The sequence below is a fragment of the Arthrobacter sp. P1_H7 genome (assembly GCF_056405215.1).
In genome coordinates, this window is the sequence record NZ_JBFUCO010000004.1 from 541,097 (window position 1) to 564,291 (window position 23,195).

At 68.8% G+C, this 23,195-nt stretch carries 24 protein-coding genes; 15 read left to right on the top strand and 9 right to left on the bottom strand.

Features of this window, described 5'->3' with window-relative positions; genetic code table 11:
• Positions 1 to 18 precede the first annotated feature (18 nt).
• The gene (locus AC1DXI_RS06270; RefSeq protein WP_018775343.1) at positions 19 to 561 is read right to left on the bottom strand and encodes a CGNR zinc finger domain-containing protein; all 543 of its coding nucleotides are present in this window, start codon (positions 559 to 561) and stop codon (positions 19 to 21) included.
• Positions 562 to 801: 240 nt separating this feature from the next.
• Between AC1DXI_RS06270 and AC1DXI_RS06275 the strand changes: the two genes are divergently transcribed.
• Both AC1DXI_RS06275 and AC1DXI_RS06280 read left to right on the top strand, forming a co-directional pair.
• Positions 802 to 1,755 carry an EamA family transporter gene (locus AC1DXI_RS06275; RefSeq protein ID WP_476937916.1) on the top strand — a complete coding sequence of 318 codons (954 nt, stop codon included), beginning with the start codon at positions 802 to 804 and terminating at the stop codon, positions 1,753 to 1,755.
• A gap of 62 nt (positions 1,756 to 1,817) precedes the next feature.
• Positions 1,818 to 2,090 (top strand): DUF2277 domain-containing protein, encoded by a 273-nt coding sequence (locus AC1DXI_RS06280; protein ID WP_476937885.1) that lies wholly within the window; start codon positions 1,818 to 1,820, stop codon positions 2,088 to 2,090.
• Positions 2,091 to 2,117: 27 nt separating this feature from the next.
• Here AC1DXI_RS06280 and AC1DXI_RS06285 read toward each other — a convergent pair whose 3' ends face one another.
• The 4 genes from AC1DXI_RS06285 to AC1DXI_RS06300 all read right to left on the bottom strand — a co-directional run bounded on the left by AC1DXI_RS06285 (position 2,118) and on the right by AC1DXI_RS06300 (position 5,892).
• Positions 2,118 to 4,421: a heavy metal translocating P-type ATPase gene (locus AC1DXI_RS06285; RefSeq protein WP_476937886.1), complete on the bottom strand. Its 2,304-nt coding sequence runs from the start codon at positions 4,419 to 4,421 to the stop codon at positions 2,118 to 2,120.
• 101 nt (positions 4,422 to 4,522) lie between these two features.
• Positions 4,523 to 4,753 carry a heavy-metal-associated domain-containing protein gene (locus AC1DXI_RS06290; protein ID WP_476937887.1) on the bottom strand — a complete coding sequence of 77 codons (231 nt, stop codon included), beginning with the start codon at positions 4,751 to 4,753 and terminating at the stop codon, positions 4,523 to 4,525.
• Positions 4,754 to 4,820: 67 nt separating this feature from the next.
• Complete coding sequence (locus AC1DXI_RS06295) at positions 4,821 to 5,180, bottom strand: metal-sensitive transcriptional regulator (protein ID WP_476937888.1); 360 nt, start codon at positions 5,178 to 5,180, stop codon at positions 4,821 to 4,823.
• A 214-nt stretch (positions 5,181 to 5,394) separates the two neighbouring features.
• Positions 5,395 to 5,892 carry a universal stress protein gene (locus tag AC1DXI_RS06300; RefSeq protein WP_476937889.1) on the bottom strand — a complete coding sequence of 166 codons (498 nt, stop codon included), beginning with the start codon at positions 5,890 to 5,892 and terminating at the stop codon, positions 5,395 to 5,397.
• A gap of 151 nt (positions 5,893 to 6,043) precedes the next feature.
• Between AC1DXI_RS06300 and AC1DXI_RS06305 the strand changes: the two genes are divergently transcribed.
• From AC1DXI_RS06305 to AC1DXI_RS06315, 3 genes are all read left to right on the top strand, one after another.
• A complete protein-coding gene (locus tag AC1DXI_RS06305) occupies positions 6,044 to 6,256 on the top strand; it encodes a hypothetical protein (RefSeq protein WP_370116672.1) in 213 nt (70 codons plus the stop codon).
• A 94-nt stretch (positions 6,257 to 6,350) separates the two neighbouring features.
• Positions 6,351 to 7,475, top strand: a complete 1,125-nt coding sequence (locus AC1DXI_RS06310; RefSeq protein WP_476937890.1) for a WD40/YVTN/BNR-like repeat-containing protein — start codon at positions 6,351 to 6,353, stop codon at positions 7,473 to 7,475.
• Positions 7,476 to 7,489: 14 nt separating this feature from the next.
• The gene (locus tag AC1DXI_RS06315; protein ID WP_476937891.1) at positions 7,490 to 7,816 is read left to right on the top strand and encodes a MoaD/ThiS family protein; all 327 of its coding nucleotides are present in this window, start codon (positions 7,490 to 7,492) and stop codon (positions 7,814 to 7,816) included.
• A gap of 4 nt (positions 7,817 to 7,820) precedes the next feature.
• Here the strand turns inward: AC1DXI_RS06315 and AC1DXI_RS06320 are convergent, their stop codons facing one another.
• From AC1DXI_RS06320 to AC1DXI_RS06330, 3 genes are all read right to left on the bottom strand, one after another.
• A complete protein-coding gene (locus tag AC1DXI_RS06320; RefSeq protein WP_018775353.1) occupies positions 7,821 to 8,057 on the bottom strand; it encodes a hypothetical protein in 237 nt (78 codons plus the stop codon).
• A 151-nt stretch (positions 8,058 to 8,208) separates the two neighbouring features.
• Positions 8,209 to 9,951, bottom strand: a complete 1,743-nt coding sequence (locus AC1DXI_RS06325) for an alpha-amylase family protein (protein ID WP_476937892.1) — start codon at positions 9,949 to 9,951, stop codon at positions 8,209 to 8,211.
• Positions 9,948 to 10,943, bottom strand: a complete 996-nt coding sequence (locus AC1DXI_RS06330; RefSeq protein ID WP_476937893.1) for a TIGR03885 family FMN-dependent LLM class oxidoreductase — start codon at positions 10,941 to 10,943, stop codon at positions 9,948 to 9,950. Before AC1DXI_RS06330 ends, AC1DXI_RS06325 begins: the two co-directional genes overlap by 4 nt.
• A 117-nt stretch (positions 10,944 to 11,060) precedes the next feature.
• Here AC1DXI_RS06330 and AC1DXI_RS06335 point away from each other — a divergent pair, with 117 nt between their 5' ends.
• Positions 11,061 to 12,146 (top strand): ATP-dependent DNA ligase, encoded by a 1,086-nt coding sequence (locus tag AC1DXI_RS06335; RefSeq protein ID WP_476937894.1) that lies wholly within the window; start codon positions 11,061 to 11,063, stop codon positions 12,144 to 12,146.
• 115 nt (positions 12,147 to 12,261) lie between these two features.
• On the opposite strand, the gene AC1DXI_RS06340 is transcribed toward AC1DXI_RS06335, so the two are convergent.
• Complete coding sequence (locus tag AC1DXI_RS06340) at positions 12,262 to 13,578, bottom strand: MFS transporter (protein WP_018775357.1); 1,317 nt, start codon at positions 13,576 to 13,578, stop codon at positions 12,262 to 12,264.
• Positions 13,579 to 13,803: 225 nt separating this feature from the next.
• Here AC1DXI_RS06340 and AC1DXI_RS06345 point away from each other — a divergent pair, with 225 nt between their 5' ends.
• From AC1DXI_RS06345 to AC1DXI_RS06385, 9 genes are all read left to right on the top strand, one after another.
• On the top strand, positions 13,804 to 14,646 hold the full coding sequence (locus AC1DXI_RS06345; RefSeq protein ID WP_476937895.1) for an IclR family transcriptional regulator: 843 nt from the start codon (positions 13,804 to 13,806) through the stop codon (positions 14,644 to 14,646).
• 198 nt (positions 14,647 to 14,844) lie between these two features.
• Positions 14,845 to 15,726 carry a shikimate dehydrogenase gene (locus AC1DXI_RS06350; RefSeq protein ID WP_018775359.1) on the top strand — a complete coding sequence of 294 codons (882 nt, stop codon included), beginning with the start codon at positions 14,845 to 14,847 and terminating at the stop codon, positions 15,724 to 15,726.
• Positions 15,726 to 17,756 (top strand): bifunctional sugar phosphate isomerase/epimerase/4-hydroxyphenylpyruvate dioxygenase family protein, encoded by a 2,031-nt coding sequence (locus tag AC1DXI_RS06355; protein WP_476937896.1) that lies wholly within the window; start codon positions 15,726 to 15,728, stop codon positions 17,754 to 17,756. Before AC1DXI_RS06350 ends, AC1DXI_RS06355 begins: the two co-directional genes overlap by 1 nt.
• 95 nt (positions 17,757 to 17,851) lie before the next feature.
• The gene (gene pcaH, locus AC1DXI_RS06360) at positions 17,852 to 18,688 is read left to right on the top strand and encodes a protocatechuate 3,4-dioxygenase subunit beta (RefSeq protein ID WP_476937917.1); all 837 of its coding nucleotides are present in this window, start codon (positions 17,852 to 17,854) and stop codon (positions 18,686 to 18,688) included.
• A gap of 7 nt (positions 18,689 to 18,695) precedes the next feature.
• Positions 18,696 to 19,271 carry a protocatechuate 3,4-dioxygenase subunit alpha gene (gene pcaG / locus AC1DXI_RS06365; protein ID WP_018775362.1) on the top strand — a complete coding sequence of 192 codons (576 nt, stop codon included), beginning with the start codon at positions 18,696 to 18,698 and terminating at the stop codon, positions 19,269 to 19,271.
• Between the two features lie 41 nt (positions 19,272 to 19,312).
• Positions 19,313 to 20,854, top strand: a complete 1,542-nt coding sequence (locus tag AC1DXI_RS06370; RefSeq protein ID WP_476937918.1) for a lyase family protein — start codon at positions 19,313 to 19,315, stop codon at positions 20,852 to 20,854.
• Positions 20,847 to 21,665 (top strand): alpha/beta fold hydrolase, encoded by an 819-nt coding sequence (locus AC1DXI_RS06375; protein WP_476937897.1) that lies wholly within the window; start codon positions 20,847 to 20,849, stop codon positions 21,663 to 21,665. The genes AC1DXI_RS06370 and AC1DXI_RS06375 overlap by 8 nt, the downstream gene beginning before the upstream one ends.
• On the top strand, positions 21,662 to 22,147 hold the full coding sequence (gene pcaC / locus AC1DXI_RS06380) for a 4-carboxymuconolactone decarboxylase (protein ID WP_476937898.1): 486 nt from the start codon (positions 21,662 to 21,664) through the stop codon (positions 22,145 to 22,147). The genes AC1DXI_RS06375 and pcaC overlap by 4 nt, the downstream gene beginning before the upstream one ends.
• On the top strand, positions 22,144 to 23,195 hold a 1,052-nt coding region (locus AC1DXI_RS06385), incomplete at its 3' end, for a thiolase family protein (RefSeq protein ID WP_476937899.1). The genes pcaC and AC1DXI_RS06385, both read left to right, overlap by 4 nt.

Below are 23,195 nucleotides of genomic sequence, written 5' to 3' on the forward strand. Positions count from 1 at the left end.
ACAGCGGCGCCCTCGGCGTCAGGACGCTGCTTTCCGGGCCCGGTACGCGGCCACGTGCGCGCGGTTCGCGCAGTTTCCCGTGTCGCAGTAGCGCTTCGAACGGTTGCGGCTCAGGTCCAGCACGACGGCGTCGCAGTCGTCCGCGGCGCACACCAGCAGGCGGTCCATTTCCTTGCTGCGGATCACGTCCACGATCGCCATCGCCGCCTCCGTGCTCATCCGGTCGGCCAGCGGCGCCTCCGGGGTGGTGGCGTGCAGGTGCCAGTCCCAGGGGTCGTGCTTGACCAGCTGGGGCAGCGCCCGGGCCTCGCGGAGCAGCCGGTTTACGGTCTCCGCGGCGGCGGACTCCCCGGCCTGCCAGAGCTCGGCGAGCTCGCCGCGCAGCCGCCGCACGCTGGCCAGCTCGGCCCCGTCCCGGGTGCGGGAACCGGTGAAGCCCTCGGCCTCCAGGAAGTCGTCCAGATCCCTGACCGTGGCCAAATGTTCCTCACCGTTGGCCGCGGTGTTGATGAGGTTGACCACAGAACGCAGGGCAACTTCCGTGTCAGGGGCAAAAACCATCTTGACTCCTTACCTCGCCGGGGCGTAATGTCATGAGCATAACCCTACTTTACTCCTGACAGGAGAATGCCCGTGTCTGCCCCCCAGCGCCCCGTCGCCACGCCGCTCCGAGACCTTGCCGCCCAGCGGCCTGCCTCCGAACCGGGCGGCACCCTGCAGGGAAGCAAACTCGAAGGCAAACTCGAAGGCAAGCAGGCCGCCAGGCAGGGCACCACGCGGGCCGGCGCGCCATCCGGGTTCATGGCATCAGGTCTGGGCGTCGCCCTGTTTTCGTCCGCGGTGTTCGGGCTCTCCGGATCATTCGCCAAGGCGCTCCTGGAAACGGGCTGGACTCCCGGGGCGGCCGTCACGGCCCGGCTCACCGGTGCGGCCCTGATTCTGGCCGTCTTTGCTCTTCCCTCCTTGCGCGGGCGCTGGCACCAGCTCCGGGACAACTGGCTGACCGTGCTGCTGTTCGGATTCATCGGCGTCGCCGCCTGCCAGCTGTTCTATTTCAATGCCGTATCCCGGCTCTCGGTCGGCGTCGCCCTGCTGCTGGAGTACCTGGCGCCGGTGCTCATAGTCCTCTGGCTGTGGGCCGCCAGCCGGAAACGGCCGCGGCCACTGACCATTGCCGGCACTCTCCTGTCCCTCGGCGGGCTGGTCCTGGTCCTGGACCTCACCGGAGCCGTCAAGGTCGACCTCATCGGGGTGCTGTGGGGGATCGCGGCCGCGGTGTGCCTGGCCATCTACTTCTTCATTACGGCCAAGGAAAACGACACCCTGCCGCCCATCCTTCTGGCCTCCGGCGGGCTCATGGTGGGCGCCGTCGTCATGTGGCTGACCGCGGCAACCGGGCTGTTGCCGATGGCCTTCAGCACCGCCGACACCCGCCTGGGGCCCTGGATCACCCCGTGGTGGGTGGCGCTGGGCGGCCTCGTGGTCCTGGCCACGGTGGTGGCGTACGTGTCCGGAATTGTCGCCGCGCGGGCGCTTGGCTCGAAAGTCGCGTCCTTTGTCTCCCTCACCGAGGTGCTGTTCGCCGTCGTCTGGGCGTGGCTGCTGCTCGGCGAACTGCCCGGCCTCATCCAGCTCCTGGGCGGACTGCTGATTGTCGGCGGGGTGGTGCTGGTCCGGCTGGACGAGCTCCGGGCCCCGTCCGGCACCGGCGCGGCAGCGCTGGACCACGCGAACGACTGCGAGCCCGTGCCGTAGGCGGTTGTCCGTTCGGGCCCGGGCCCCTCGTTCCCGGGCCCGAAGGCCCTTAGCATGGAGATATGTGCCGAAATATCCGGACCCTCCACAATTTTGAACCCCACGCCACCACCGCGGAGGTGGAGGCCGCCGCGCTGCAATACGTACGCAAGATCAGCGGCAGCACCAAGCCTTCCAAGGCCAACGAGGAGGCCTTCAACCGGGCTGTGCATGAGATTGCCCATGCGACGCAGCACCTCCTCGCCTCCCTGGTGACCCACGCCCCGGCAAAGGACCGCGGGGAGGAAGCGGCCAAGGCCAAAGCCAGGGCTGCCATCCGCTATGGCGCGGCCTGAGGCGGGAGCGCCCGGGCTAAGGCCGGCTTACTTCCCGAAGCTGCGCAGCCGCAGCGAGTTGGCCACCACCAGCACGGAGCTGGCGGCCATGGCGGCGCCGGCGATCATCGGGTTGAGCAGGCCCAGGGCCGCCACCGGGATGCCCACGGCATTGTAAAAGAAGGCCCAAAAGAGGTTCGTCTTGATGGTGCCGAGCGTCCGGCGGGACAGCTCGATCGCCTGCGCCACCTGCCCGAGGTCGTTGCCCATCACCGTCAGATCGGCTGCCTCGATGGCGACGTCGGTGCCGGAGCCCATGGCGATGCCCAGGTCCGCCTGCGCCAGCGCCGCGGCGTCGTTGACGCCGTCCCCGGCCATGGCCACAGTGGCGCCGGCCGCTTGCAGCTTCCGCACGGCCTCAACCTTGCCCGCCGGGAGCACACCTGCGAAGACGTCATCCGGGCTGATCCCGACGGCGGCCGCCACCTGGGCGGCCACAGCGGCGTTGTCGCCGGTCAGCAGGATCGGCCGGAGCCCCAGCTCCCTGAGCCGGGTGACCGCGGCCGCGGAGCCGGGCTTGACGGTGTCCCGCAGGCTGATGAGACCGGCGGTTTCGCCGTCCACGGCAACCCAGACGGCCGTGGCGCCAGAGTCTTCGGCAGCACCCAGTGCCTCGCGCTGCGCCGGGGCCGGGGCCACGCCGGACTCCAGCAGCCAGCCGGTGCGCCCCGCGACCACGAGCCGGCCGTCAACGGTGCCCCGGACGCCGCCGCCGGGTGCGGAGCGGAAGCCGGCGACGGCGGGGAGGCCGGCGCCGTCGTTGTTCACGCGCTCCGCCGCCGCGGCCAATGCGGCAGCGGCGATGGCCCGGGCGATCGGGTGCTCGGAGGCGTTTTCCACAGCCCCCGCCAGGCGCAGGACGTCGGCTTCGCTGTACCGCCCGAAGCTTTGGACGCCGTCCACGGCAAGGCGGCCGGTGGTGACGGTCCCGGTCTTGTCCAGCAGGATCGTGTCCACCGTCCGGGTGTCCTCGAGGACTTGCGGACCCTTGATCAGGATCCCCAGCTGGGCGCCCCGCCCGGTCCCGGTGAGCAGCCCGACCGGGGTGGCCAGCCCGAGGGCGCAGGGGCAGGCGATGACCAGCACGGCGACGGCGGCGGTGAAGGCGCTCCGGACCTCGTCGGCGCTGACGTCCGGTGCGGCCGCCATCAGCCAGGCCGCGAAGGTGAGGGCGGCGATGGCCAGGACGACCGGTACGAAGACGGCGCTGATGCGGTCTGCGAGCCGGGCGATCGGCGCCTTTCCGGTCTGCGCCGCGGAGACGAGCCTGCCCATCTGGGCCAGGGTGGTCTCGGACCCGACGCGGGTGGCACGGACCAGGAGCCGGCCGGAGGTGTTGATGGTGGCCCCGGTGACCTGGCTGTCCGGGCCGACTTCCACGGGTACGGATTCGCCGGTCACGAGGGAGGCGTCCACCGCCGAGGAACCTTCGATGACGACGCCGTCGGTGGCGATCTTCTCGCCGGGGCGGACCACGATCACGTCGCCGAGGCCCAGCTGATCGGCAGGGATCTTGTGTTCGGTGCCGCCGCGCAGGACCGTCGCGTCTTTGGCCCCCAGGTCCAAGAGGGCCTTGAGGGCGTCCCCCGCCTTCCGTTTGGCGTTCGCCTCGAGGTAGCGGCCGAGCAGCAGGAATGTGGTGACCACGGATGCGACCTCGAAGTACAGGCCGCCGGAGCCCATGCCCTCCGCTGCGGGATGTTCGGTCATGCCCGGGTCGGCAAGGAGTTGCCCGGCCGAGAACGCGTAGGCGGCAAGCACGCCGATGGACACCAGGGTGTCCATCGTCGAGGCCAGATGCCGCGCGTTGATGGCCGCGGCGCGGTGAAACGGCCACGCCGCCCAGGCAACCACCGGCAGGGCAAGGATCGCGGCCACCCAGCCCCAGTTCGGGAACTGGAACGCCGGGATCATCGAGATCGCGAGGACAGGGACGGTGAGCGCGGCCGCCACAACCAGCCGCGGGCGGAGCGAGGGTGCTGCTGTGCTGGTCGGAAACCCGGTGCCGGCCGCGAGTTCTGCAGGCTCCACCGGCGTGCCCGGGTACCTGGCGGACCGGATGGTGGCCTTGTAGCCCGCGGCCGCGACCGTGGCGGTGATTTGGTCGTCGGTGATGTCCGCGGGGACACTGACGCGGGCGGACTCCAGAGGCAGGTTGACGCTGGCCTCGACGCCGTCGAGCTTTCCGAGCCTGCGCTCGACCCGGTTGACGCAGGAGGCGCAGGTCATGCCCTCGATATCGAGGTCAATGACGCGGCTCCCGGCCTGGTCCAACAACTGCTCGCTGCTCACGGCGCCCTTCTTTTCCCGCTCGATTGGTCGTCTGCTGTTCCGTTGTCTGCGCCCGACGGCGTTTGCCGTTCCGCCGTCTGCGCGCCCGGCGCGGTTGTCCCTCAGGCTTCGCTGGCGACCACGAGGTAGCCGGCCTCGGCGACTGCCTCGCCGATTTCGGAGGACGACAGTGCTTCGCTGGAGGTGATCGTGACGGTGGAGATGCCGCCGGCGTTGAGGTCGACGTCGATCTTTTCGACGCCGGAGAGCGCCTCAAGTTCTTCGCTGACGGAGGACACGCAGTGGCCGCAGGTCATGCCGGAAACGTTGACGGTGGTGGAAACGGTGGCCATGGAGTGCTCCTTGTCGCTGGGCCGGGTGTGGTTCCCCGGCCCGGTGGTGTGGTGGGTGGTACGGGTCCTAGCGGAGCAGGCGTCCGATGGCATCGGTGGCCTCCTTGACCTTGAAGTCGACGGCCTCCGCACGGAGCTCCGGATCCGGCTCGGCGGCGGCGCCAATAACACAGTGGCCGATGTGCTCTTCGACGAGCCCCAGGCTCACGGCATGCAGGGCCTTGGTGACGGCGGCGACCTGGGTGAGGATGTCGATGCAGTACTTGTCCTCGTCGACCATTCGGGCGATGCCGCGGACCTGTCCTTCGATCCGCTTGAGCCGGCGAAGGTAGGCGTCCTTGTTGGAGGTGTAGCCGTGCACAGGGGGCCGGGCGTCAAGGGGAACGGTGTCCAGACTCGCCGTGCCGGGATCTTCTGACTCGCTCATGCCCTCAACATATACCCCCCAGGGGTATGTTTCAAGCCTGCGGTCCGGGACGGCGCCGATGTGGAACGTTGCGCAAAACAAAGAGCTCCGGAGTGCGTTATTGGGGGATACGCACTCCGGAGCAGCTTTGGGGTAGGCCGTTCGTCCGGCCTACAGATCGAGCTTACTCGCCGGTAGTGGGATAACACCAGCGGTCCGAATAAGTACTTTCGCTTTATTTTCTTCCCGCCGGAGCGGCCGCCGGAACGATCAGGATTGGACGCTCCTGATGGTGGCTCAGCCATGCCGCCACGGAGCCATTGAGCGCGGCGGAGATGCGGTGGCCGAGGCCGCGTTCGGGGGTCCCCACCACGATCACGGACGCGTTGGTGTCCGCGGCCAGCCTGCCGATCGCCCGGGCCGGGTCCCCGGCCAGGATGCGCAGCGTCCAGTCGATCCCCAGGGGTGCGCAGAGTGCCTCAACGACGGAACGCAGCTCCTGGGTGGTGGCCCGGATCCGGGCCTCGTCGGCGTCCGGGTGCAGGGACAGGCGGTGTGCGGACCGCCCCGGATCCCATTCCACGAGGTAGCTGGCCTCGTCCACGTAGGCGCAGATCACGGGCGCGGCGAGGGACTTCGCGAGGGATGCCGCCGTCTGCAGCACTTCCGGATGCTGTCCCGGAACCACACCCACTACGAGAGGCGCCGGGCCGTTGGCGGAGTCGTCAGGCATACTTCATTCTGGCGCCGGGGTGCGGTCCTGAACAGGGGCTTACTTCCCGTTTGCCCGTCCAGGGACGGTACCGGCGCCGAATGCCGCGGCCTCCCTTGAACAGCCCGCGGGTGGGGCCTACGGTTGAAGGACACAGGAGGAGGTGGCCGCCGTGGAGATCTACATGTGGTGGTTGGATCTGGATTTGGCGAGCAAGGAATGGCTTCGGGAAAACCTGCGGACCATCGAACTGCCCGAGGCCGTGCAGCGGGGAATCGCGGACGCCGGCGGGCCCCGTCCGGCTGAACCGTCCGCCGCCGGCGCGGCCATACTGACGGCCGCGGACTGGGACTTCATCGAGACGCAGTCGGAGTTCGTCGACTGACCCACATGCCACCGGCGCGGTAGCGCACCCCGGCAGCGCCGGTAGAAAACCTGCCGGTAGAAAACCGTTGCGGCCTTCCGGCGGGGATGGTTGCATGGGACGCATGGCTACTGCAGAGAGTTACGTCCTGGCGATCGGGACCAAGAAAGGCCTTTGGCTGGCGACCAGCCCGGACCGGAAAGATTGGTCCCTGTCCGGACCGCATTTTCTGATGAGTGAGGTGCCGAGCATCGCCATCGATACCCGCGATGGCAGGACCCGGATCCTGGTGGGGGTCCGCTCCGAGCACTGGGGTCCCACGGTTTTCCACTCGGATGATCTCGGCGGATCCTGGACCGAACCCGAAAACGGCGCCATCACGTTCCCTGACGGCACCGACGCCGCCTTGGAACGGATCTGGCAGATTCACCCCGACGCCGACTCCCGCCCGGGCGTCGTGTGGGCGGGCTGCGAGCCGATCTCGGTCTGGAAATCCACCGACGGCGGCGAGCATTTCGAGCTCAACCGCGGCCTCTGGGAGCATCCGCACCGCAGCGAATGGGGCGCAGGCTATGGCGGCGCTGCGGCGCACTCAATCGTCGTCGACCCCACGGGCGAGAAAGTCCACGTTGCCATGAGTACCGGAGGGGTCTACCGCTCGCTCGACGGCGGCGCCTCCTGGGAGCCGCGCAACAAGGGAATTTCCGCGTACTTCATGCCGGATCCCAATCCGGAATTCGGCCAGTGCGTCCACAAGATCGCGGCCGACGCCGCCGTCGACGGCCGCCTGTACGCTCAGAACCACCACGGCGTGTACCGCAGCGACGACGATGCCGAATCGTGGGAGTCGATTGCCGAAGGGCTGCCGGCGGACTTCGGTTTTGTGATGCTGACGCATCCGCGGCGCGCCGGCACCGCCTGGGTGGTCCCGCTGAAGGCTGACGGCGAACGTATCCCGCCGGACGGGAAGCTGGCCGTGCACCGGACCGATGACGCCGGCGCCAGCTGGAAACGGCTCGATGCCGGGCTGCCGGAGGCCGAGTACAACGCCGTGCTGCGTGATGCTGCCAGCGTCGACGGTGCGGAGCCCGCGGGCGTCTACTTCGGGACCCGGGGCGGCAGTGTCTACGCCAGTGCGGACGAGGGGGAACACTTCACCGAGGTCGCCTCGCACCTGCCGGATGTCCTGTGCGTGCGGGCAGCCGTGGTCTCCGCGGCCCTGCTCCCGGCACAGCCATGAAGGGGTAGAAGCGCATGACCAGCGGTGTGATCAGCGGCGAAACCATGCCGGCAGACTCGGCGATCAGTGTGGTCCTGCCCAGCGTCCTCCAACCGCTCGCCGGCGGGCAGTCCATCCTGACTGCGCCCGCCAAGGCGGCGGTGACGGTGGAGTGGGTGCTGGATACGGTGACCGGGGACTATCCGGCGCTGTCGCGGCGGTTGCGGGACGAGACCGGAAGTGTTCGCCGTTACGTGAATATATACGTCAACGGGAATGAAATCCGGCGGCTGCAGGGTCTGGTGACTGCCGTGGCACCGGGCCAGGAAGTCCTCATCATCCAGTCGGTGGCGGGAGGCTGACCCCTCAGGCGACCCGCCAGACGCTGCATTCGTCAGCGTTGATGGCCTTGCGCATGCCGGTGTGGCGGTCCATGATCCAGACGACGCCGATTCCGGGGGCTGTTTCCTGAACGCTGCCGCGGCGGATCACGACGTCATCGTAGTTCGGGCCCACCCGCAAGCGGGCCTCGATCTCATCGCCGCGGTGCAGCTGGTCAAGGGCGCGGACGCGGGTTACATGGGCTTTCGCTTCCTTCAACATGGCGGGGCCTCCTGGACTGGAGCTGGTGCCTGCTCTTGCTGGCACTTCCAGTCTCCTGCGCCAATGTTGCGTCCGCGTTTCGGCGCGGTAAGGGGCCCGTTAGATCTCGGGGGCGCGGCCCATACCGTCCCCCTGTCAGGGCGGGGGCGCCTCAGGGGAGGTGGCGTTCGCCCGGGCGCTCGACCCGGAACCACCGGTACCCGTAGCGGTCCAGCGGGACTTCGAAGGCGCCGTCGTCGGAGAGCGGGATTTCCTCGCCGCCGAGCAGGTCCCGGAGCACGGCCCCGGCGTACGAACGCCCCGTGCTGGCCTTTCCGTCCTGACCCCCTGGCCCGCCTTCCTCGCGCTCCTGCGGCGATGCCGCCCCCAGCGCGGCCGTCACAGACGCCGGGTCGGCGCCAAAATTGTGGGCGGCCACCACCGTGGAGCCATCCCACGTGCAGCGGTGCAGCAGCACCGCCGGTGCGGCCTGCTTGATGAGGTCGAACCTGCCCCAGCCGAGCTCGGGACATTCCCGGTAGCGCTGGATCAGCGTCGCGATGAAGTTCCACAGCGAATCAGGATCCCGTTTGGCGGCTGCGGCGTTGATGTGCGCCGGCCCGAACGGTCCGTCCACGGGCTGGGCCACGAGGTCCCCGGGAGGGGCGGTCGAGAAACCGCCGTTCCCGGTGTGGTCCCACTGCATGGGGGAGCGGACGGCCGAGCGGCCCTTCGCGCGCAGGTCTTCGCCCATCCCGATCTCTTCGCCGTAGAAGAGCACCGGGGTGCCTGGCAGCGAGAACATCAGGGAGTAGACCATGCGGATCCTGGCCGGATCGCCGCCGAGCATGGTGGGCAGCCGCCGCCGCAGTCCACGGCCGTACATCTGCATGTCGGGATCAGGGCCGAAGGCGGCGAAGACCTCCTCTCGTTCGGCATCGCTGAGCTTGTCCAGGGTGAGTTCATCGTGGTTCCGGACGAACATGGCCCATTGGTTGTCAGGATTGATCTTCGGACGGCTGCTGAGCGTCCGGGCCAGCGGCCGGGCGTCCTGCCGGGCCAGTGACAGGTACATGTTCTGCATTGAGAGAAAATCAAACTGCATGTTCAGCTCGTGGCCGGCCGGGCCGCCGAAGTACTTCAGCTGCTCTTTGTACGGAAGGTTGACCTCGCCCAGCAGCACCGCGCTGCCATGGCGGCGGTTGAGGAAGCTGCGCAGGGCGCTCAGGTACTGGTGCGGGTCGATTTTTGCGGCTTCATCCTTGGGCTCGCCGAGCAGCTCCAGGAAGAAGGGCACCGCGTCCAGCCGGAAGCCGTCCAGGCCCAGCTGCAGCCAGAATCCCATCGACTTCGCAATCTCGTCCCGCACCTTGGCATTCATCACGTTCAGGTCCGGCTGGTGTTTGGCGAACATGTGCAGATACCACTCGCCGGTGGCCTTGTCCTGGGTCCAGATGGACGTTTCCTCGCCGGGAAACACCACCTGGTCCGAGGTGTCCGGCGGCGTGTCCTTCCGCCAGACGTAGTAGTCGCGGTAGGGGTTGTCCACGGACTTCCGCGCCTGGACGAACCACGGGTGCCGGTCGGAGGTGTGGTTGATGACAAAGTCCGCGATCACCCGGATGCCGCGGTCGTGGGCGGTGCGGATGAATTCCACCAGGTCCCCCAGGCTGCCGAGCCGGGGATCCACGCCGTACATGTCGGTGACGTCGTAGCCGTCGTCGCGGTCCGGGGAGGGATAGAAGGGCATGAGCCAGATGCATGTGACGCCGAGCGCGGCAAGGTAGTCCACCCGCTGGATCAGCCCGCCGAAGTCCCCGGTGCCGTCGCCGTCGCCGTCGAAGAACGTCTCCGGATCCAGGCAGTAGATCACCGCGTTCTTCCACCAGAGGTCCGAGGTCTCGGCGATTCTCACAGCGCACCGTCCGTTCCGGCCTGGGTCTGCCCGGCCGGGCGGAGCTGGGGGAGGACATGTTCGGCGAAGGCGTCGATAAAGGGCGTCTGCTCCTGGCCGACAAAGTGCAGGTACAGCTCATCGAATCCGAGGTCCAGGTAGGCGGCCAGCCATTGGGCGTGCTGCCCGGCATCGGCGGAGACGTTGACGGCCGCCCGCACCTGGTCCTCCTGGACACCGGTGCTGACGCCGTCGAAATGGGCCGCCGTGGGCAGGTCCCAGGGAATCGGCGGCGCAAAGACGTTGGTGCGCCACTGGTCCTCGGCGATCGCGACGGCCTCTGCCTCCGTCGGCGCCCAGGACAGGTGGACCTGGAGGGCAGCCTTCCCGCGGCCACCGGCGTCCCGGTAGGCCGCCAGCATGTCCTTCAGTTTTCCCGGCGGCTGGTTGACGGTGACGAGTCCGTCCGCCCAGGCAGCTGCCCGGCGCGCTGTTTCCACGCTCACGGCCGGGGCAATCAGCGGCGGTTTGGTCTCCGGCACATCCCAGATCCGGGCCTGCTCCACCGTGACGAGCCCGTGGTGCGTGACCACGTCGCCGGCGTGGAGCCGGCGGATGATGTCCACGCACTCCTCCAGCCGGCGCTGCCGCATCTCCTTCGGCGGCCAGGCCTCACCCGTGACGTGCTCGTTCATGTACTCGCCGCTGCCCGGGGCCATCCAGAAGCGGCCGGGAAACATGTCCGCCAGGGTGGCTGAGGCGTGCGCGATGATCGCCGGGTGGTAGCGCTGTCCGGGCGCCGTCACCACCCCGAAGCGCAGACCGGTGGTGGCCAGCGCTGCCCCGAGCCAGGACCAGGCGAAACCGGAGTGGCCCTGCCGGGCGGACCACGGCTCAATATGGTCCGAGCACATGGCGGCATCGAAGCCGGCCTGCTCGGCCAGCTGCACGTCCTGCAGGAGGCGGCGGGGGCTGATCTGTTCATGCGAGGCGTGGAACCCGATGGTAGCCATCACCCATGTTTACCGCCGGGGCGGGCCCGTGTCGAGGAACCCCGTTGAGGACACCCTCAACGGGCAACCACCGCGTGGGGGTGGCGGTGCCGGGTCCGCGGCGCAAGAATGGGCGCTATGCAACTGCCGTTGATGCCTCCCATTGCGCCCATGCTGGCCAAAGCACTCCCGGCACTGCCGTCGCCGGACGCCGGAACGGGCTGGCTCTTTGAACCGAAGTGGGACGGGTTCCGCTCGATCATCTTCCGTGACGGCGACGAGGTGGAGATCGGCAGCCGGAACGGCAAGCCGATGACGCGCTATTTCCCCGAGCTTGTCGAGGCGCTGAAGTCGGAGCTGCCGGAACGCTGTGTGATGGACGGCGAGATCATCCTGGTGGCGGCCTCCGGGGACCGGCTGGACTTCGACGCGCTCCAGCAGCGCATCCATCCGGCCGCCAGCCGGGTGAAGCTGCTCGCGGAACAGACCCCGGCGCGCTTCGTGGCATTCGACCTGCTGGCCCTGGGCGACGAGGATCTCACGGGCAAACCCTTCTCCGAGCGCCGCCGGCAGCTCGAACGCGCACTCGCAGCCAGCGCGGCGCCGGTCCACCTCACGGCCGCGACCTCCGACCGGGACACGGCGCAGCGCTGGTTCCGGCAGTTCGAGGGCGCCGGTCTTGACGGGATTGTGGCCAAGAAGCTGGAGGGCAGCTACCAGCCGGACAAGCGCGCGATGGTCAAGGTCAAGCACGAACGGACGGCGGACTGCGTGCTCGCCGGATACCGCGTGCACACCTCCGGTCCCGACCGGATCGGCTCGCTGCTCCTAGGGCTCTACGACGACGCCGGGGTGCTGGCGAACGTCGGCGTAGTGGGAGCCTTCCCGATGGCCCGGCGCGCGGAGCTCTTTGCCGAGCTGCAGGAACTGGTCACCAGTTTCGACGACCACCCCTGGGCCTGGGCCCGGCAGGAGGAGGGGGCGCGGACTCCGCGGAAAGCCGAAGGAAGCCGGTGGAGCGGCGGCAAGGACCTGTCCTTCACCCCGCTGCGGCCCGAGCGCGTGGTGGAAGTGAAGTATGACCACATGGAGGGCGAACGGTTCCGGCACACTGCCCAGTTCCTGCGCTGGCGTCCTGACCGTGATCCGCGCTCCTGCACCTACGACCAGCTGGAGGAACCGGTGAAGTTCGATCTCGCCGCAGTTCTGGGCGCCGCACCCTAGCCCGCCAACCACCGCAACGCCTCAACGCCTCGATGCCTCAAAGGATTAGCGCCTTAACGACGGCGGCCCGCCCCCAAAGGGACGGGCGCGCGGTTGAAATCCGCTGCCGGGCTAGCTAGTGCTGGCCGAGCTGCTTGGTGGGGACCCGGAATGTTTCCTTGGCAGTCAGCGCCGAGACCGTGGCGATCAGGCAGATGATGCCGGTGAAGATGGAGATCTGGACCCAGCCGCCGGGCTGGATGCCGCCCATGGCCGCCACGATTGCGGGAGCGAAGCCGGCCATCAGGAAGCCCAGCTGGGTGCCGATTGCGAGGCCGGAGAAGCGGACGTTGGTGCTGAACATCTCGGCGTAGAAGGAGGGCCAGACCGCGTTCGCTGCCGCGTAGCCGAAGGAGAAGAAGGCGATGGCGGCCAGGAACATCAGCGCGACGTTGCCGGATTCGAGGCTCAGCAGGAAGACCGGAGTCAGGACCGCGCTGGACAGTGCGCCGTAGATGAACACCGGCTTGCGGCCGATCTTGTCCGCGAGCATGCCGAAGAGCGGCTGGGTACCCAGGGCCAGGAAGTTGGCGCCGACGACGAGCCAGAGGGTGGTGGTGCCGTCCACGCCGGCGACGTTCTTGGCGTAGCTGATGGCCAGGGTGCCGAAGACGGTGGACACGGCGGCGATGAAGGCGCAGGCGATGACACGGACGACATCGCGCCAGTGGCTCTTGAGGAGGTCCGCGACGGGGAGCTTGGAGATCTGCTTGGTCTTCTGGGCCTCCTCGAACGCCGGCGGCTCGTGCAGGGTGCGGCGGATGAAGAACGCGACCAGCACCACCACGGCGCTGAGCCAGAACGGGATGCGCCAGCCGATCGTGTACTTGATCTCATCGGGCAGGGCGAGGACCGGGATGAAGACGAGGGCGGCGAGGATCTGGCCGCCCTGGGTGCCGGTCAGGGTCCAGGAGGTGAAGAAGGAGCGGCGGTTGTCGGGGGCGTGCTCGAGCGTCATGGACGAGGCGCCGGCCTGCTCGCCGGCTGCGGACAGGCCCTGGCAGAGCCGGGCCAGCACCAGCAGCGCAGGGGCCCACCAGCCGACTGTGCTGAAGTCCGGAAGGCAGCCGATGACGAACGTCGAGGCGCCCATCAGCAGCAGCGTGAACATGAGGACCTTCCGGCGTCCCACCCTGTCGCCGAAGTGGCCGAGGACCACGGCGCCGACAGGACGGGCCACGTAGGCAAAGCCGAAGGTGGCGAACGACATGATCGCCGCGTTGGTGTCCGCATCGGGGAAGAAGACATGCGGGAAGATCAGCGCGGCTGCGGAACCGAAGATGAAGAAGTCGTAATACTCGACGGCGCTGCCCAGGAAGCTGGCAAGGGCCGCCTTCTTCGGCGTCCCTCCTGTGGTTATACCCGGCGTCGTGGACGGGACAGTGTGGCTCATGGTGTTCCTTTGGTGTGACGACGTTGTCGCGGATGGATCAGGAAGGTCTCGGCTGCCGCTTGCTTAAGTGTGGTGCAGCCGGAGGTCCGTGGAAAGACCCGGACTAGTAGCCACATGGTGGAAGCTACTTGTGCGATGTAGCAATCATGACTGTGAGCACAGTCACTTGTCAACAAAAATATTCACCATCTAGAAATAGCTCTCACTATGTGGGAACATCAATGCATGAGTGTGAATCAAACCACAGACGTTCCTGCCGCTTCCGGCTATCCCGCGGAGGCCCCTTCGAAGCCTGCCAAGGCCGCCAGGGAGGACTCGCGGACGGACATGGTGGGCAAGGCCCTGGGCCTGCTGGTCCTCCTGGGCGACGAGCCGCGCGGCGCCAGCGCCGCGGAGATCTCCCGCCGCGCGGACCTGCCGTTCAGCACCACCTACCGCCTGCTCGGCTCCCTGACCCGGGACGGGTTCGTGGACTACGAGCCGGACGGCCGGCGCTACCACCTGGGGCTGCGGGTCTTCCAGCTGGGCCAGCGCGTCTCCAACCACCACGGCTTCGCGGGCACGGCGCTGCCCATCCTGCGGCGCGTGACCGAGGAGACGGGCGAGGCGACTATCCTCTCCGTGCGCGACGGCATCCACCACCTGACGGTGAACAAGGTGGACGGCCCGCAGACCTTCCGGGTCACGAGCGATCCCGGGCATCTCGGGGCACTGCACACCACCTCGGTGGGCAAGGCGCTGGTGGCGTTCGCCGACGACGCCACGCGCGCCCAGCTCGTTGAAGAGCTGCCCCTGGAGCCGCTGACGGCACTCTCCATCACGGACCGCGAGGCCTTCCGGGCCGAAATCGAGCAGGTCCGGCGCCAGGGCTTCGCCACCATGGACGAGGAAAACGAGCTCGGCATGCGCGCCGTCGCCGTCCCGGTCTTCAATGCCCAGGGGCACGCCTTCGCCTCGCTGGCCACGGCGGTCCCGGTCTTTCGCCTGAGCTTGGAGGCCCTCGTGGCGCTCGTGCCGCTGCTGCAGGCGGCGGCCGCGGAGCTGTCGGCCCGGCTGCCCCAGCGGTGACGCCGGCGGGAACTGACACGCGCCGCCGTCGTAAACAAGCCGCCGTCGTAACAAGCCGCCGTCGTAATAGTATGTTCGTCATTCGAACAACAGTGCAACATGTGAACAAAATCTGTAATGTAACCCCTGTCACCCGGTCCGCCGCAGACGCCGCAGGCGTCGCCCCCGCCGAGTGCCGTTGTCAAAGGAGCTAACCGGATGAGCAATCGAGCAGAGTCCTTCCTCGTGGGCCTCGTGGGAGACGGCGTCATGCCCTCCCTCACGCCCTATATGCATGAACGCGAGGGCGACGTGCAGGGCCTCCGGTACCTTTACCGCCCCATCGACCTCATCGAACTCGGCCTGCCCGGCCAGGCCGTGGGGGAGTTGCTCTCCGGCGCCCGGAGCCTCGGGTTCAACGGATTGAACATCACGCACCCCTGCAAGCAGCTCGTGCTCGAGCACCTCGACGAGGTCTCCACCGACGCCCGGCGCCTCGGCGCCGTAAACACCGTGGTCATCCGCGACGGCCGCTTCATCGGCCACAACACCGACTTCTCCGGGTTCGCGGCGGCGCTGGCCTCCGGGCTCCCCGGCGCCACCCTGGACCGCGTGGTGCAGCTGGGAGCCGGCGGCGCCGGATCCGCCGTCGCCTACGCCCTGCTCACCGCGGGGGTCCGCGAGCTGGACCTTGTAGACACCGACGCGGCCCGCTGCACCGCCCGGGCAGCCGAACTCGCCGGGTTCTTCCCGGACCGGACCGTCACCGCCCGGACCACAGCGGAGCTGCCGCAGCTCATGCCGCAGGCCGACGGCCTGGTGCACTGCACCCCCGTGGGCATGGCCGCCCACCCGGGCGTGCCGCTGGACATGTCCCTCGTGGAGTCCCGGCACTGGGTGGCCGACATCGTGTACCGGCCGATCGAAACCGAGCTCGTCCGCGCCGCCCGGGCCAAGGGCTGCGAGGTGCTCGACGGCGGACGGATGGCCGTGGGCCAGGCGGCGGACGCTTTCCGGATCTTCACCGGACGCGAGGCAGACGCCGACCGCATGCGCTCCCACTTCCTGGAACTTGTGGCCGCAGAAGAAGTGGCAGCCTGATGCGCACCGGAATCGCCACCGTCTGCCTCTCCGGCACCCTGCGGGAAAAAATGCAGGCCTGCGCCGTCGCCGGGTTCGACGGGATCGAAATCTTCGAACAGGACCTCGTGACGTCCCCGCTGAGCCCGGAAGACGTCCGAAAACTGGCTGCCGACCTGGGCCTCACCCTGGACCTTTACCAGCCGTTCCGCGACTTCGACAGCGTTCCCGAGGACTTGCTCGCCGCCAACCTGCGCCGCGCGGACGCCAAGTTCCGGCTGATGTCCCGCCTGGGCATGGACACCATGCTGCTCTGCTCCAACGTCGGCACCGCCACGATTGACGATGACGAGCTCCGGGCCGCCCAGCTCTCCCGGCTCGCGGCCCTCGCCGGTGACCACGGCGTCAAGGTCGCCTATGAGGCCCTGGCCTGGGGCAAGTACGTCAACGACTACGAGCACGCCCACCGGCTGGTTGACCTGGTGGACCACCCCAACCTGGGCACCTGCCTGGACTCTTTCCACATCCTCTCCCGGGACTGGGACACCGCGCCGATCGAAGCCTTCAACCCGGAGAAGATCTTCTTCGTCCAGGTCGCCGATGCCCCCAAGCTGTCCATGGACGTGCTGTCCTGGAGCCGGCACTACCGGGTGTTTCCGGGTGAGGGCCAGTTCGAACTCGCCAAGTTCATGGGCCACGTGGTCCGCGCCGGCTACGCGGGCCCGGTGTCGCTGGAGGTGTTCAACGACGTCTTCCGCCAGTCCGACGTCGAACGCACCGCCGTCGACGCCATGCGGTCGCTGATCTGGCTCGAAGAGCAAAGCGCCCGCTGGCTGGAGGCAAATCCGGCCCCCGCCGCAGGCAAGTCGTCCGGGGCGGCGGCCCGTCGCCGGTACCCGATGGAGCTCGCCACGCTGCCCCGGGTGGCCGAGCCCGCCGGCTTCAACTTCGCCGAGGTCCGGGCCGGGGACACCGCCGGCCTGGAAACCCTGCTCGGCCAGCTGGGTTTTGCGTTCAACGGGCGCCATCGGACCAAGGATGTGCAATTGTGGACCATGGGCCACGCCCGCGTGATCATCAACGAGGAACCCGCACCCTTCGGCGCAGCGACCACTGCCGGCGGCGTCCCTGCTGCCGGTAGCGGCCAGCCGGCTCCCGCCGCCCCTGCCATCTCCGCCCTGGGCTTCGACGTCGACTCTCCCGTCATCGCCGCAGCCCGCGCCCAGCAGCTCAAGGCCCCCGCCGTACCGCGCAAGAGCCAGGCCAACGAGGAAGTCTTCCAGGGCTTCGCCGCGCCGGACTCCACCGAAATCTTCCTCTGCCAGGGCAGCCCCGACGGCACCGCGGCCTGGGTCGGTGAATTCGGCGAGCCACACGAATCCGGCGAGGAACTGCCTCACGCCGCTCCAGGGGCCGGCCCCGTTCCCGGCGCGGGTGCCGCGGCCGGCGCCGTGATCGACCACGTGAACCTCGCCCAGCCGTGGCAGCACTTTGACGAAGCCGTGCTGTTCTACACGAGCGCCCTCGCGCTGGAACCGCAGCCGTATGCCGAGGTGGCCAGCCCCACCGGCCTGGTCCGGTCCCAGGTGATGCTCACCGAGGACCGTGGCGTCCGCCTGGTGCTGAACCTGGCGCCGCTGCTGCAGCAGGAAGCCGCCGACGGAACAAAAGAACCCGGCGCTGCCGGGCCCGGCCACCGCCGCACGTACCAGGAGCATGTGGCGTTCGCCGTGGATGACCTCGTGGCCACGGCCCGGGCCGCACGGGACCGCGGACTGGACTTCCTGCAGATCCCGGCGAACTACTACGAGGACCTCGACGCCCGGTTCGCCCTTGACCCGGAATTCCTGGCCACGCTCCGCGAACTCAACCTGCTCTATGACCGCGACGCCGACGGCGAATTCCTGCATTTCTACACGGCCACCGTGGGCAGTGTGTTCTTTGAAATGGTGGAACGCCGCGGCGCCTACGACGGCTACGGCGCTCCGAACGCCCCGGTCCGGCACGCCGTCCAATACGACCACCTTCACCAGCTGACCCGCACTTCCTGACCCCATTCGAATAGCAAACACACCAACGAAAGGAGGCTGCTGTGCCTGAAGAAATCAGCCTCGACATCTTCAACGCCGACCCGATCACCGAGGACGTGTCCGACGAAGCCACGTATGCGCCCGCTGGCCCTGCCTTGGATACTGCCGCGGAGTCGCAGGCGGACCTCAGCGCCGAGATGAAGGCGATCGGCGACGCCTACGCGCAGGCCCTCAAGAGCGGAGCCCCCGCCGAAACCCAGCCGCGTCTCGACTACGCGCCGTACCGCAGCAGCGTCCTGCGCCATCCCACCAAGGACCTGCACCACGCGGACCCGGAAACCATCGAGCTCTACTCGCCGGCGTTCGGGCACATGGACGTGCACGCGCTGGAAGCGGACCTGACCATCGCGCACAACGGCGAACCGCTGGGCGAACGCATCGTGGTCTCCGGCCGCGTGCTCGACGGCGACGGCCGCCCCGTCGCGGGCCAGCTTGTGGAAATTTGGCAAGCGAACTCCGCCGGCCGCTATATCCACAAGCGGGACCAGCACCCGGCACCGCTGGACCCCAACTTCACCGGCGTCGGCCGCTGCATCACGGGCGCGGACGGCTCCTACAGCTTCACCACCATCAAGCCCGGCGCCTACCCGTGGAAGAACCACCTCAATGCCTGGCGCCCGGCCCACATCCACTTCTCCTTGTTCGGGCAGGAGTTCACCCAGCGGATCGTCACCCAGATGTACTTCCCCGGTGACCAGCTGTTCCCGCTGGACCCGATCTACCAGTCGATCGTGGACCAGGATGCCCGCGACCGGCTCGTGGCCACCTACAACCACGAGCAGACCAAGCCTGAATGGGCTCTGGCGTACAACTGGGACATCGTGCTGACCGGCTCCAAGCGGACCTGGACCGAAAACGAGGCATTGGGCGCAGGAGGCGACGAAAATGAATAGGAGCGCCATGAGTAAACTCACCCCGACACCGGGCCAGACCGTGGGGCCGTTCTACGGCTACGCCCTGCCCTACACCAAGGACCGCGAGCTCCTGGCTCCTGGCTCCCCGGGCTCCATCCGGCTCCAGGGCACCGTCTATGACGGCGCCGGGCACCCGATCCCGGACGCGATCCTGGAGATCTGGCAGGCCGACGCGGACGGCAACGTTCCGCACCGTACAGGCTCCCTCGTCCGGGACGGCTACACCTTCACCGGCTTTGGCCGCAGCGCGGTCGGCAACACCGGCGTCTTCACCTTCACCACGGTGAACCCCGGCCCCACCGAGGAGGGCGCGGCGCCGTTCATCGCCGTCGCCGTCTTTGCCCGGGGCCTGATGAACCGCCTGTTTACCCGCGTCTACCTGCCGGAGGACGAGGAGGCCCTGGCCAAGGATCCGCTGCTCAGCTCGCTCGAACCGGACCGCCGCCGGTCCCTCATCGCGCGCCGGGATTCCGACGGCGGCCTGACCTGGGACATCCGCCTCCAGGGCGAGGGCGAGACGGTGTTCCTGGATTTCAGCGGCGCCGAGGGTGCCTCGAAGTGACCTTCTTCGAAACCGACGGCGACGCCGGCCTGCACGGCGACTTGGGACTGCACGGTGACATTGGCCTGCACGGCGACTTGGGCCTGCTGAGTCCCGTGTCGGCGTCGCCGCTTGTGGCGGCGCTGACCGGGGACCGTGCAGTGCTCGGCGCCATCCTCAAGGTCGAGGCCGCGTGGGCGGCGGTCCTGGACGAGGCTGGCCTGGCCCCGTCGGGGTCCGCCGCAGTGGTGGCCGCCGCCGCGGACGTGCAGCGGTACGACGTTGCAGGCATCGCCGTGCGGGCCCAAGGCGGCGGCAACCCCGTCATCCCGCTGCTCGCCGACCTCCGTGAACAGGTCAGGAACCTGGACACCGCCGGACTCGGCGCCGTCCAGGCCATTCACACGTCGCTGACCAGCCAGGACGTGCTCGACTCGGCCCTGATGGTGCTGGCCGCCGGGGCCATCCGCGAACTGCTCGCGGAGCTTCGCGCGGCAACGGCCGCCCTCGCGGGCCTCGCCGAAGCCCATGCGCACACGCTTTGTGTCGCCAGGAGCCTGACCCAGCACTCGCTGCCCTACACCTTCGGGCTGCGGGCCGCGCAGTGGTTCAGCGGGCTGGCTGCCGCGGCCAGCCGGCTCGAGGCCCTCGAACTGCCGGTACAGACCGGCGGCGCCGCCGGGACGCTCGCCTCCGGCACTGTACTTACTTACGGCGCTGCACTTACTGACCGCACTGGACTTACAGACGGCGCTGGGTTGACCCCGGAGCCGCTGTCCCCATTTGATCTCGCCGACCGGCTGGCCGCCCGGCTGGGCCTCACGCCCGTTCCTGCCCCCTGGCACACCAACCGGCTGGCAGTGACCGCGCTCGGCGACGCGCTGGCGGCGGTGACGGACGCGGCCGGAAAGATGGCCGCCGACGTCCTGTTCCTGAGCCGGCCGGAAGTTGCCGAGATTGCGGAACCGCGCGTCGCGGGGCGCGGCGTGTCCTCGGCCATGCCGCAGAAGCAGAATCCCGTGCTCTCCGTGCTGATCCGCAGCGCCGCCCTGCAGGCACCGGCACTGGCCGCCCAGCTGCATCTCGCGGCCGCCAATTTCAACGACGAACGCCCCGACGGCGCCTGGCACAGCGAATGGGCCGCCCTGCGCCAGCTACTCCGCCTGGCCCTCGGCGCCGCGGGACAACTGCGGGAACTGGCCGAAGGGATGGCGGTCTTCCCCGGGGCGATGCGCCGCAACCTCGGGCTCGGCGGCCCGCTGCTGCTCTCCGAAGCCGTCAACGCCGTCGTCGCACCACTTTTGGACGGCCGCGGCGCCGGGACGGGAGCGGGCCGGACCGGGAAACAGCGGCTGCAGGCCGTCGTGGACGAAACGCTCCGGGCCCCGGCTGCGGAGCAGGCGGACACCTACCGGGCACTGCTCCGCGCGGCTGTCCCTGAAGAGCTGCTCACGGAAGCCCGCCTCGAGGAGCTGTTGAACCCGGCCAACTACCTCGGCCAGGCGGTCGAGATCTCCCGCCGCATCCTCGCGGCGTATCCGGAATACACCGGCCAGACCGGCGCCATTGCCCACCAACTCCAGAACGGAGCCTCCCGTGGCTAGACCCACCGTCAAAGCAGTTCTGCTTTCGCCCCAGCGCAATCTGGGCGACAAACCCCTCCTCATCGTCGGGCCCTCGCTCGGAACATCGTCCCTGTTGTGGAGCCAGGCCGGCACGTTGCTGGGCCCCGACGTCGACGTCATCGCCTGGGACCTGCCCGGGCACGGCGTCTCGCCCGCGGCGGAGGAGGCCTTCACGGTCGCCGACCTCGCGGATGCCGTGATCGGCCTGGTCGAGTCGATCGCCCCGGGCGCGCGCTTCCACTACGCCGGGGTGTCCCTGGGCGGCGCCACCGGACTGCAGCTTGGCATCAAGCACGGCGACCGGCTCAAGAGCCTCTCCGTGCAGTGCTCCGGCGCGAAGCTCGGCACTGCCGAGGGCTGGCTGGAACGTGCCGAAACCGTGCGCACGCAGGGCACCCCGGTGATGATCCAGGGTTCCGCGCAGCGCTGGTTCGCCCCGGGATTCATGGAGAGCCACCCGGAACTCAGCAGCCGGCTCCTGCACAGCCTTCGGGACGCAGACCGTTTCAGCTACGCCTTCTGCTGCGAGGCGCTGGCCGGCTTCGACGTGCGGGACCAGCTCGGCACCATCCGCGTGCCCACCCAGGTAGTGGCCGGCGCCCTGGACGCCGTCGCCCCGCCGTCGATGGCCGGGGAAGTCGCCGCGGGCATCACCTCCGGCGGCGGCACAGCTACGGCCGTCAGCCTGGAGGGCGTGGCACACCTGGCGCCGTTCGAGGCGCCGGGCCACGTAGCCGAGCTGCTCAAGGGCCTCATCGCCTGGACCGAAACCCAGGGAGCGGGAGCATGACTCGCTCCGAAACCAGCAGTGCCGAATTCCACGGGCCCGAACGCAACGGTGTGGTCCAGCCCGGCGCGACCAGCCAGGAAATCTACGACGGCGGCATGAAAGTCCGCCGCGAGGTCCTCGGCGCCGCGCACGTGGACCGCGCCAACGCCAACAAGGATTCCTTCACCGAGGACTTCCAGGACATGATCACCAGGATCGCCTGGGGCGGCATCTGGACCCGGCCCGGGATCAGCCGCCAGATGCGCTCAGCCGTCACCCTGACCGCCATGGTGGCCCACGGGCACTGGGAAGAACTGGCCATGCACATCCGCGCTGCCATCACCAACGGCCTGAGCCGGGATGAGATCAAGGAAATCCTGCTCCAGACCGCCATCTACTGCGGGGTCCCCTCCGCCAATACCGCCTTCAAGACCGCCCAGCACGTCTTCCATTCCATGGACGAGGCGGCCAGGGACGAGGCAGAAACGGACAAGAACCCATGAATCAGGCTTTTGTGTATGACGCCGTGAGGACCCCGTTCGGGAAGTTCGGTGCCGGCCTCGCCGGGGTCCGCCCGGATGACCTTGCCGCGCACGTGATCCGCGAATCCGTGAAGCGCGCCCCGGCCCTCGACGTCGAGCGGATCGATGAGGTGGTGTTCGGCAACGCGAACGGCGCGGGCGAGGAAAACCGCAACATCGCCCGGATGGGCACCCTGCTGGCCGGGCTGCCGGTCTCGGTCCCGGGCACCACGGTCAACCGGCTCTGCGGGTCCTCCCTGGACGCGGCGATCATCGCCTCCCGCCAGATCACCACCGGCGACGCCGAGCTGATGCTGATCGGCGGGGCCGAATCGATGTCCCGCGCCCCGTGGGTGCTGCCCAAGACCGAGAAGCCCTACCCGGCCGGGGACCTGACCCTGGCCTCCACCACGCTGGGCTGGCGCCTGGTGAACCAGGCCATGCCCGCGGACTGGACCATCTCGCTGGGCGAGGCCACCGAACGGCTGGCCGAAAAATACGGCGTGAGCCGTGAGGCGCAGGACGAGTTCTCCGCCGCCTCCCACAACCTCGCCGCCGCGGCGTGGGACGAGGGCTTCTACGACAACCTGGTCGCCCCGGTCCCGGGCACGGACCTGGTCCGCGACGAGGGCATCCGGCCCGGGTCCTCGGCCGGGAAGCTCGCCGGGCTCAAGACCGTGTTCCGGGCCGAGAACGGGACCGTCACGGCCGGGAATGCCTCCCCGCTCTCCGACGGCGCCTCCGCGGCCTGGCTCGGCTCCGAGGCCGCCGCCGGGATCCTGGGGATGGAGCCGCTGGCCCGGCTCGCCGGCCGCGGCGCGCACGCCAACGATCCGCAGTACTTCGGCTACGCCCCGGTCGAGGCCGCGAACAAGGCCCTCGCCAAGGCCGGGATCGGCTGGGACCAGGTCGGCGCCGTCGAACTGAACGAGGCGTTCGCCGCGCAGTCCCTGGCCTGCATCAACGCCTGGGGCATCGATGCGGGAATCGTGAACCGGCACGGCGGCGCGATCGCCATGGGCCACCCGCT

Excerpts from the sequence above, each read along its gene's own strand:
- AC1DXI_RS06270 (WP_018775343.1), bottom strand. The coding sequence starts at position 561 with ATGGTTTTTGCCCCTGACACGGAAGTTGCCCTGCGTTCTGTGGTCAAC.
- AC1DXI_RS06275 (WP_476937916.1), top strand. The coding sequence starts at position 802 with ATGGCATCAGGTCTGGGCGTCGCCCTGTTTTCGTCCGCGGTGTTCGGG.
- AC1DXI_RS06280 (WP_476937885.1), top strand. The coding sequence starts at position 1,818 with ATGTGCCGAAATATCCGGACCCTCCACAATTTTGAACCCCACGCCACC.
- AC1DXI_RS06290 (WP_476937887.1), bottom strand. The coding sequence starts at position 4,753 with ATGGCCACCGTTTCCACCACCGTCAACGTTTCCGGCATGACCTGCGGC.
- AC1DXI_RS06295 (WP_476937888.1), bottom strand. The coding sequence starts at position 5,180 with ATGAGCGAGTCAGAAGATCCCGGCACGGCGAGTCTGGACACCGTTCCC.
- AC1DXI_RS06300 (WP_476937889.1), bottom strand. The coding sequence starts at position 5,892 with ATGCCTGACGACTCCGCCAACGGCCCGGCGCCTCTCGTAGTGGGTGTG.
- AC1DXI_RS06310 (WP_476937890.1), top strand. The coding sequence starts at position 6,351 with ATGGGACGCATGGCTACTGCAGAGAGTTACGTCCTGGCGATCGGGACC.
- AC1DXI_RS06315 (WP_476937891.1), top strand. The coding sequence starts at position 7,490 with ATGACCAGCGGTGTGATCAGCGGCGAAACCATGCCGGCAGACTCGGCG.
- AC1DXI_RS06320 (WP_018775353.1), bottom strand. The coding sequence starts at position 8,057 with ATGTTGAAGGAAGCGAAAGCCCATGTAACCCGCGTCCGCGCCCTTGAC.
- AC1DXI_RS06330 (WP_476937893.1), bottom strand. The coding sequence starts at position 10,943 with ATGGCTACCATCGGGTTCCACGCCTCGCATGAACAGATCAGCCCCCGC.
- AC1DXI_RS06335 (WP_476937894.1), top strand. The coding sequence starts at position 11,061 with ATGCAACTGCCGTTGATGCCTCCCATTGCGCCCATGCTGGCCAAAGCA.
- AC1DXI_RS06340 (WP_018775357.1), bottom strand. The coding sequence starts at position 13,578 with ATGAGCCACACTGTCCCGTCCACGACGCCGGGTATAACCACAGGAGGG.
- AC1DXI_RS06345 (WP_476937895.1), top strand. The coding sequence starts at position 13,804 with ATGAGTGTGAATCAAACCACAGACGTTCCTGCCGCTTCCGGCTATCCC.
- AC1DXI_RS06350 (WP_018775359.1), top strand. The coding sequence starts at position 14,845 with ATGAGCAATCGAGCAGAGTCCTTCCTCGTGGGCCTCGTGGGAGACGGC.
- AC1DXI_RS06355 (WP_476937896.1), top strand. The coding sequence starts at position 15,726 with ATGCGCACCGGAATCGCCACCGTCTGCCTCTCCGGCACCCTGCGGGAA.
- pcaG (WP_018775362.1), top strand. The coding sequence starts at position 18,696 with ATGAGTAAACTCACCCCGACACCGGGCCAGACCGTGGGGCCGTTCTAC.
- pcaC (WP_476937898.1), top strand. The coding sequence starts at position 21,662 with ATGACTCGCTCCGAAACCAGCAGTGCCGAATTCCACGGGCCCGAACGC.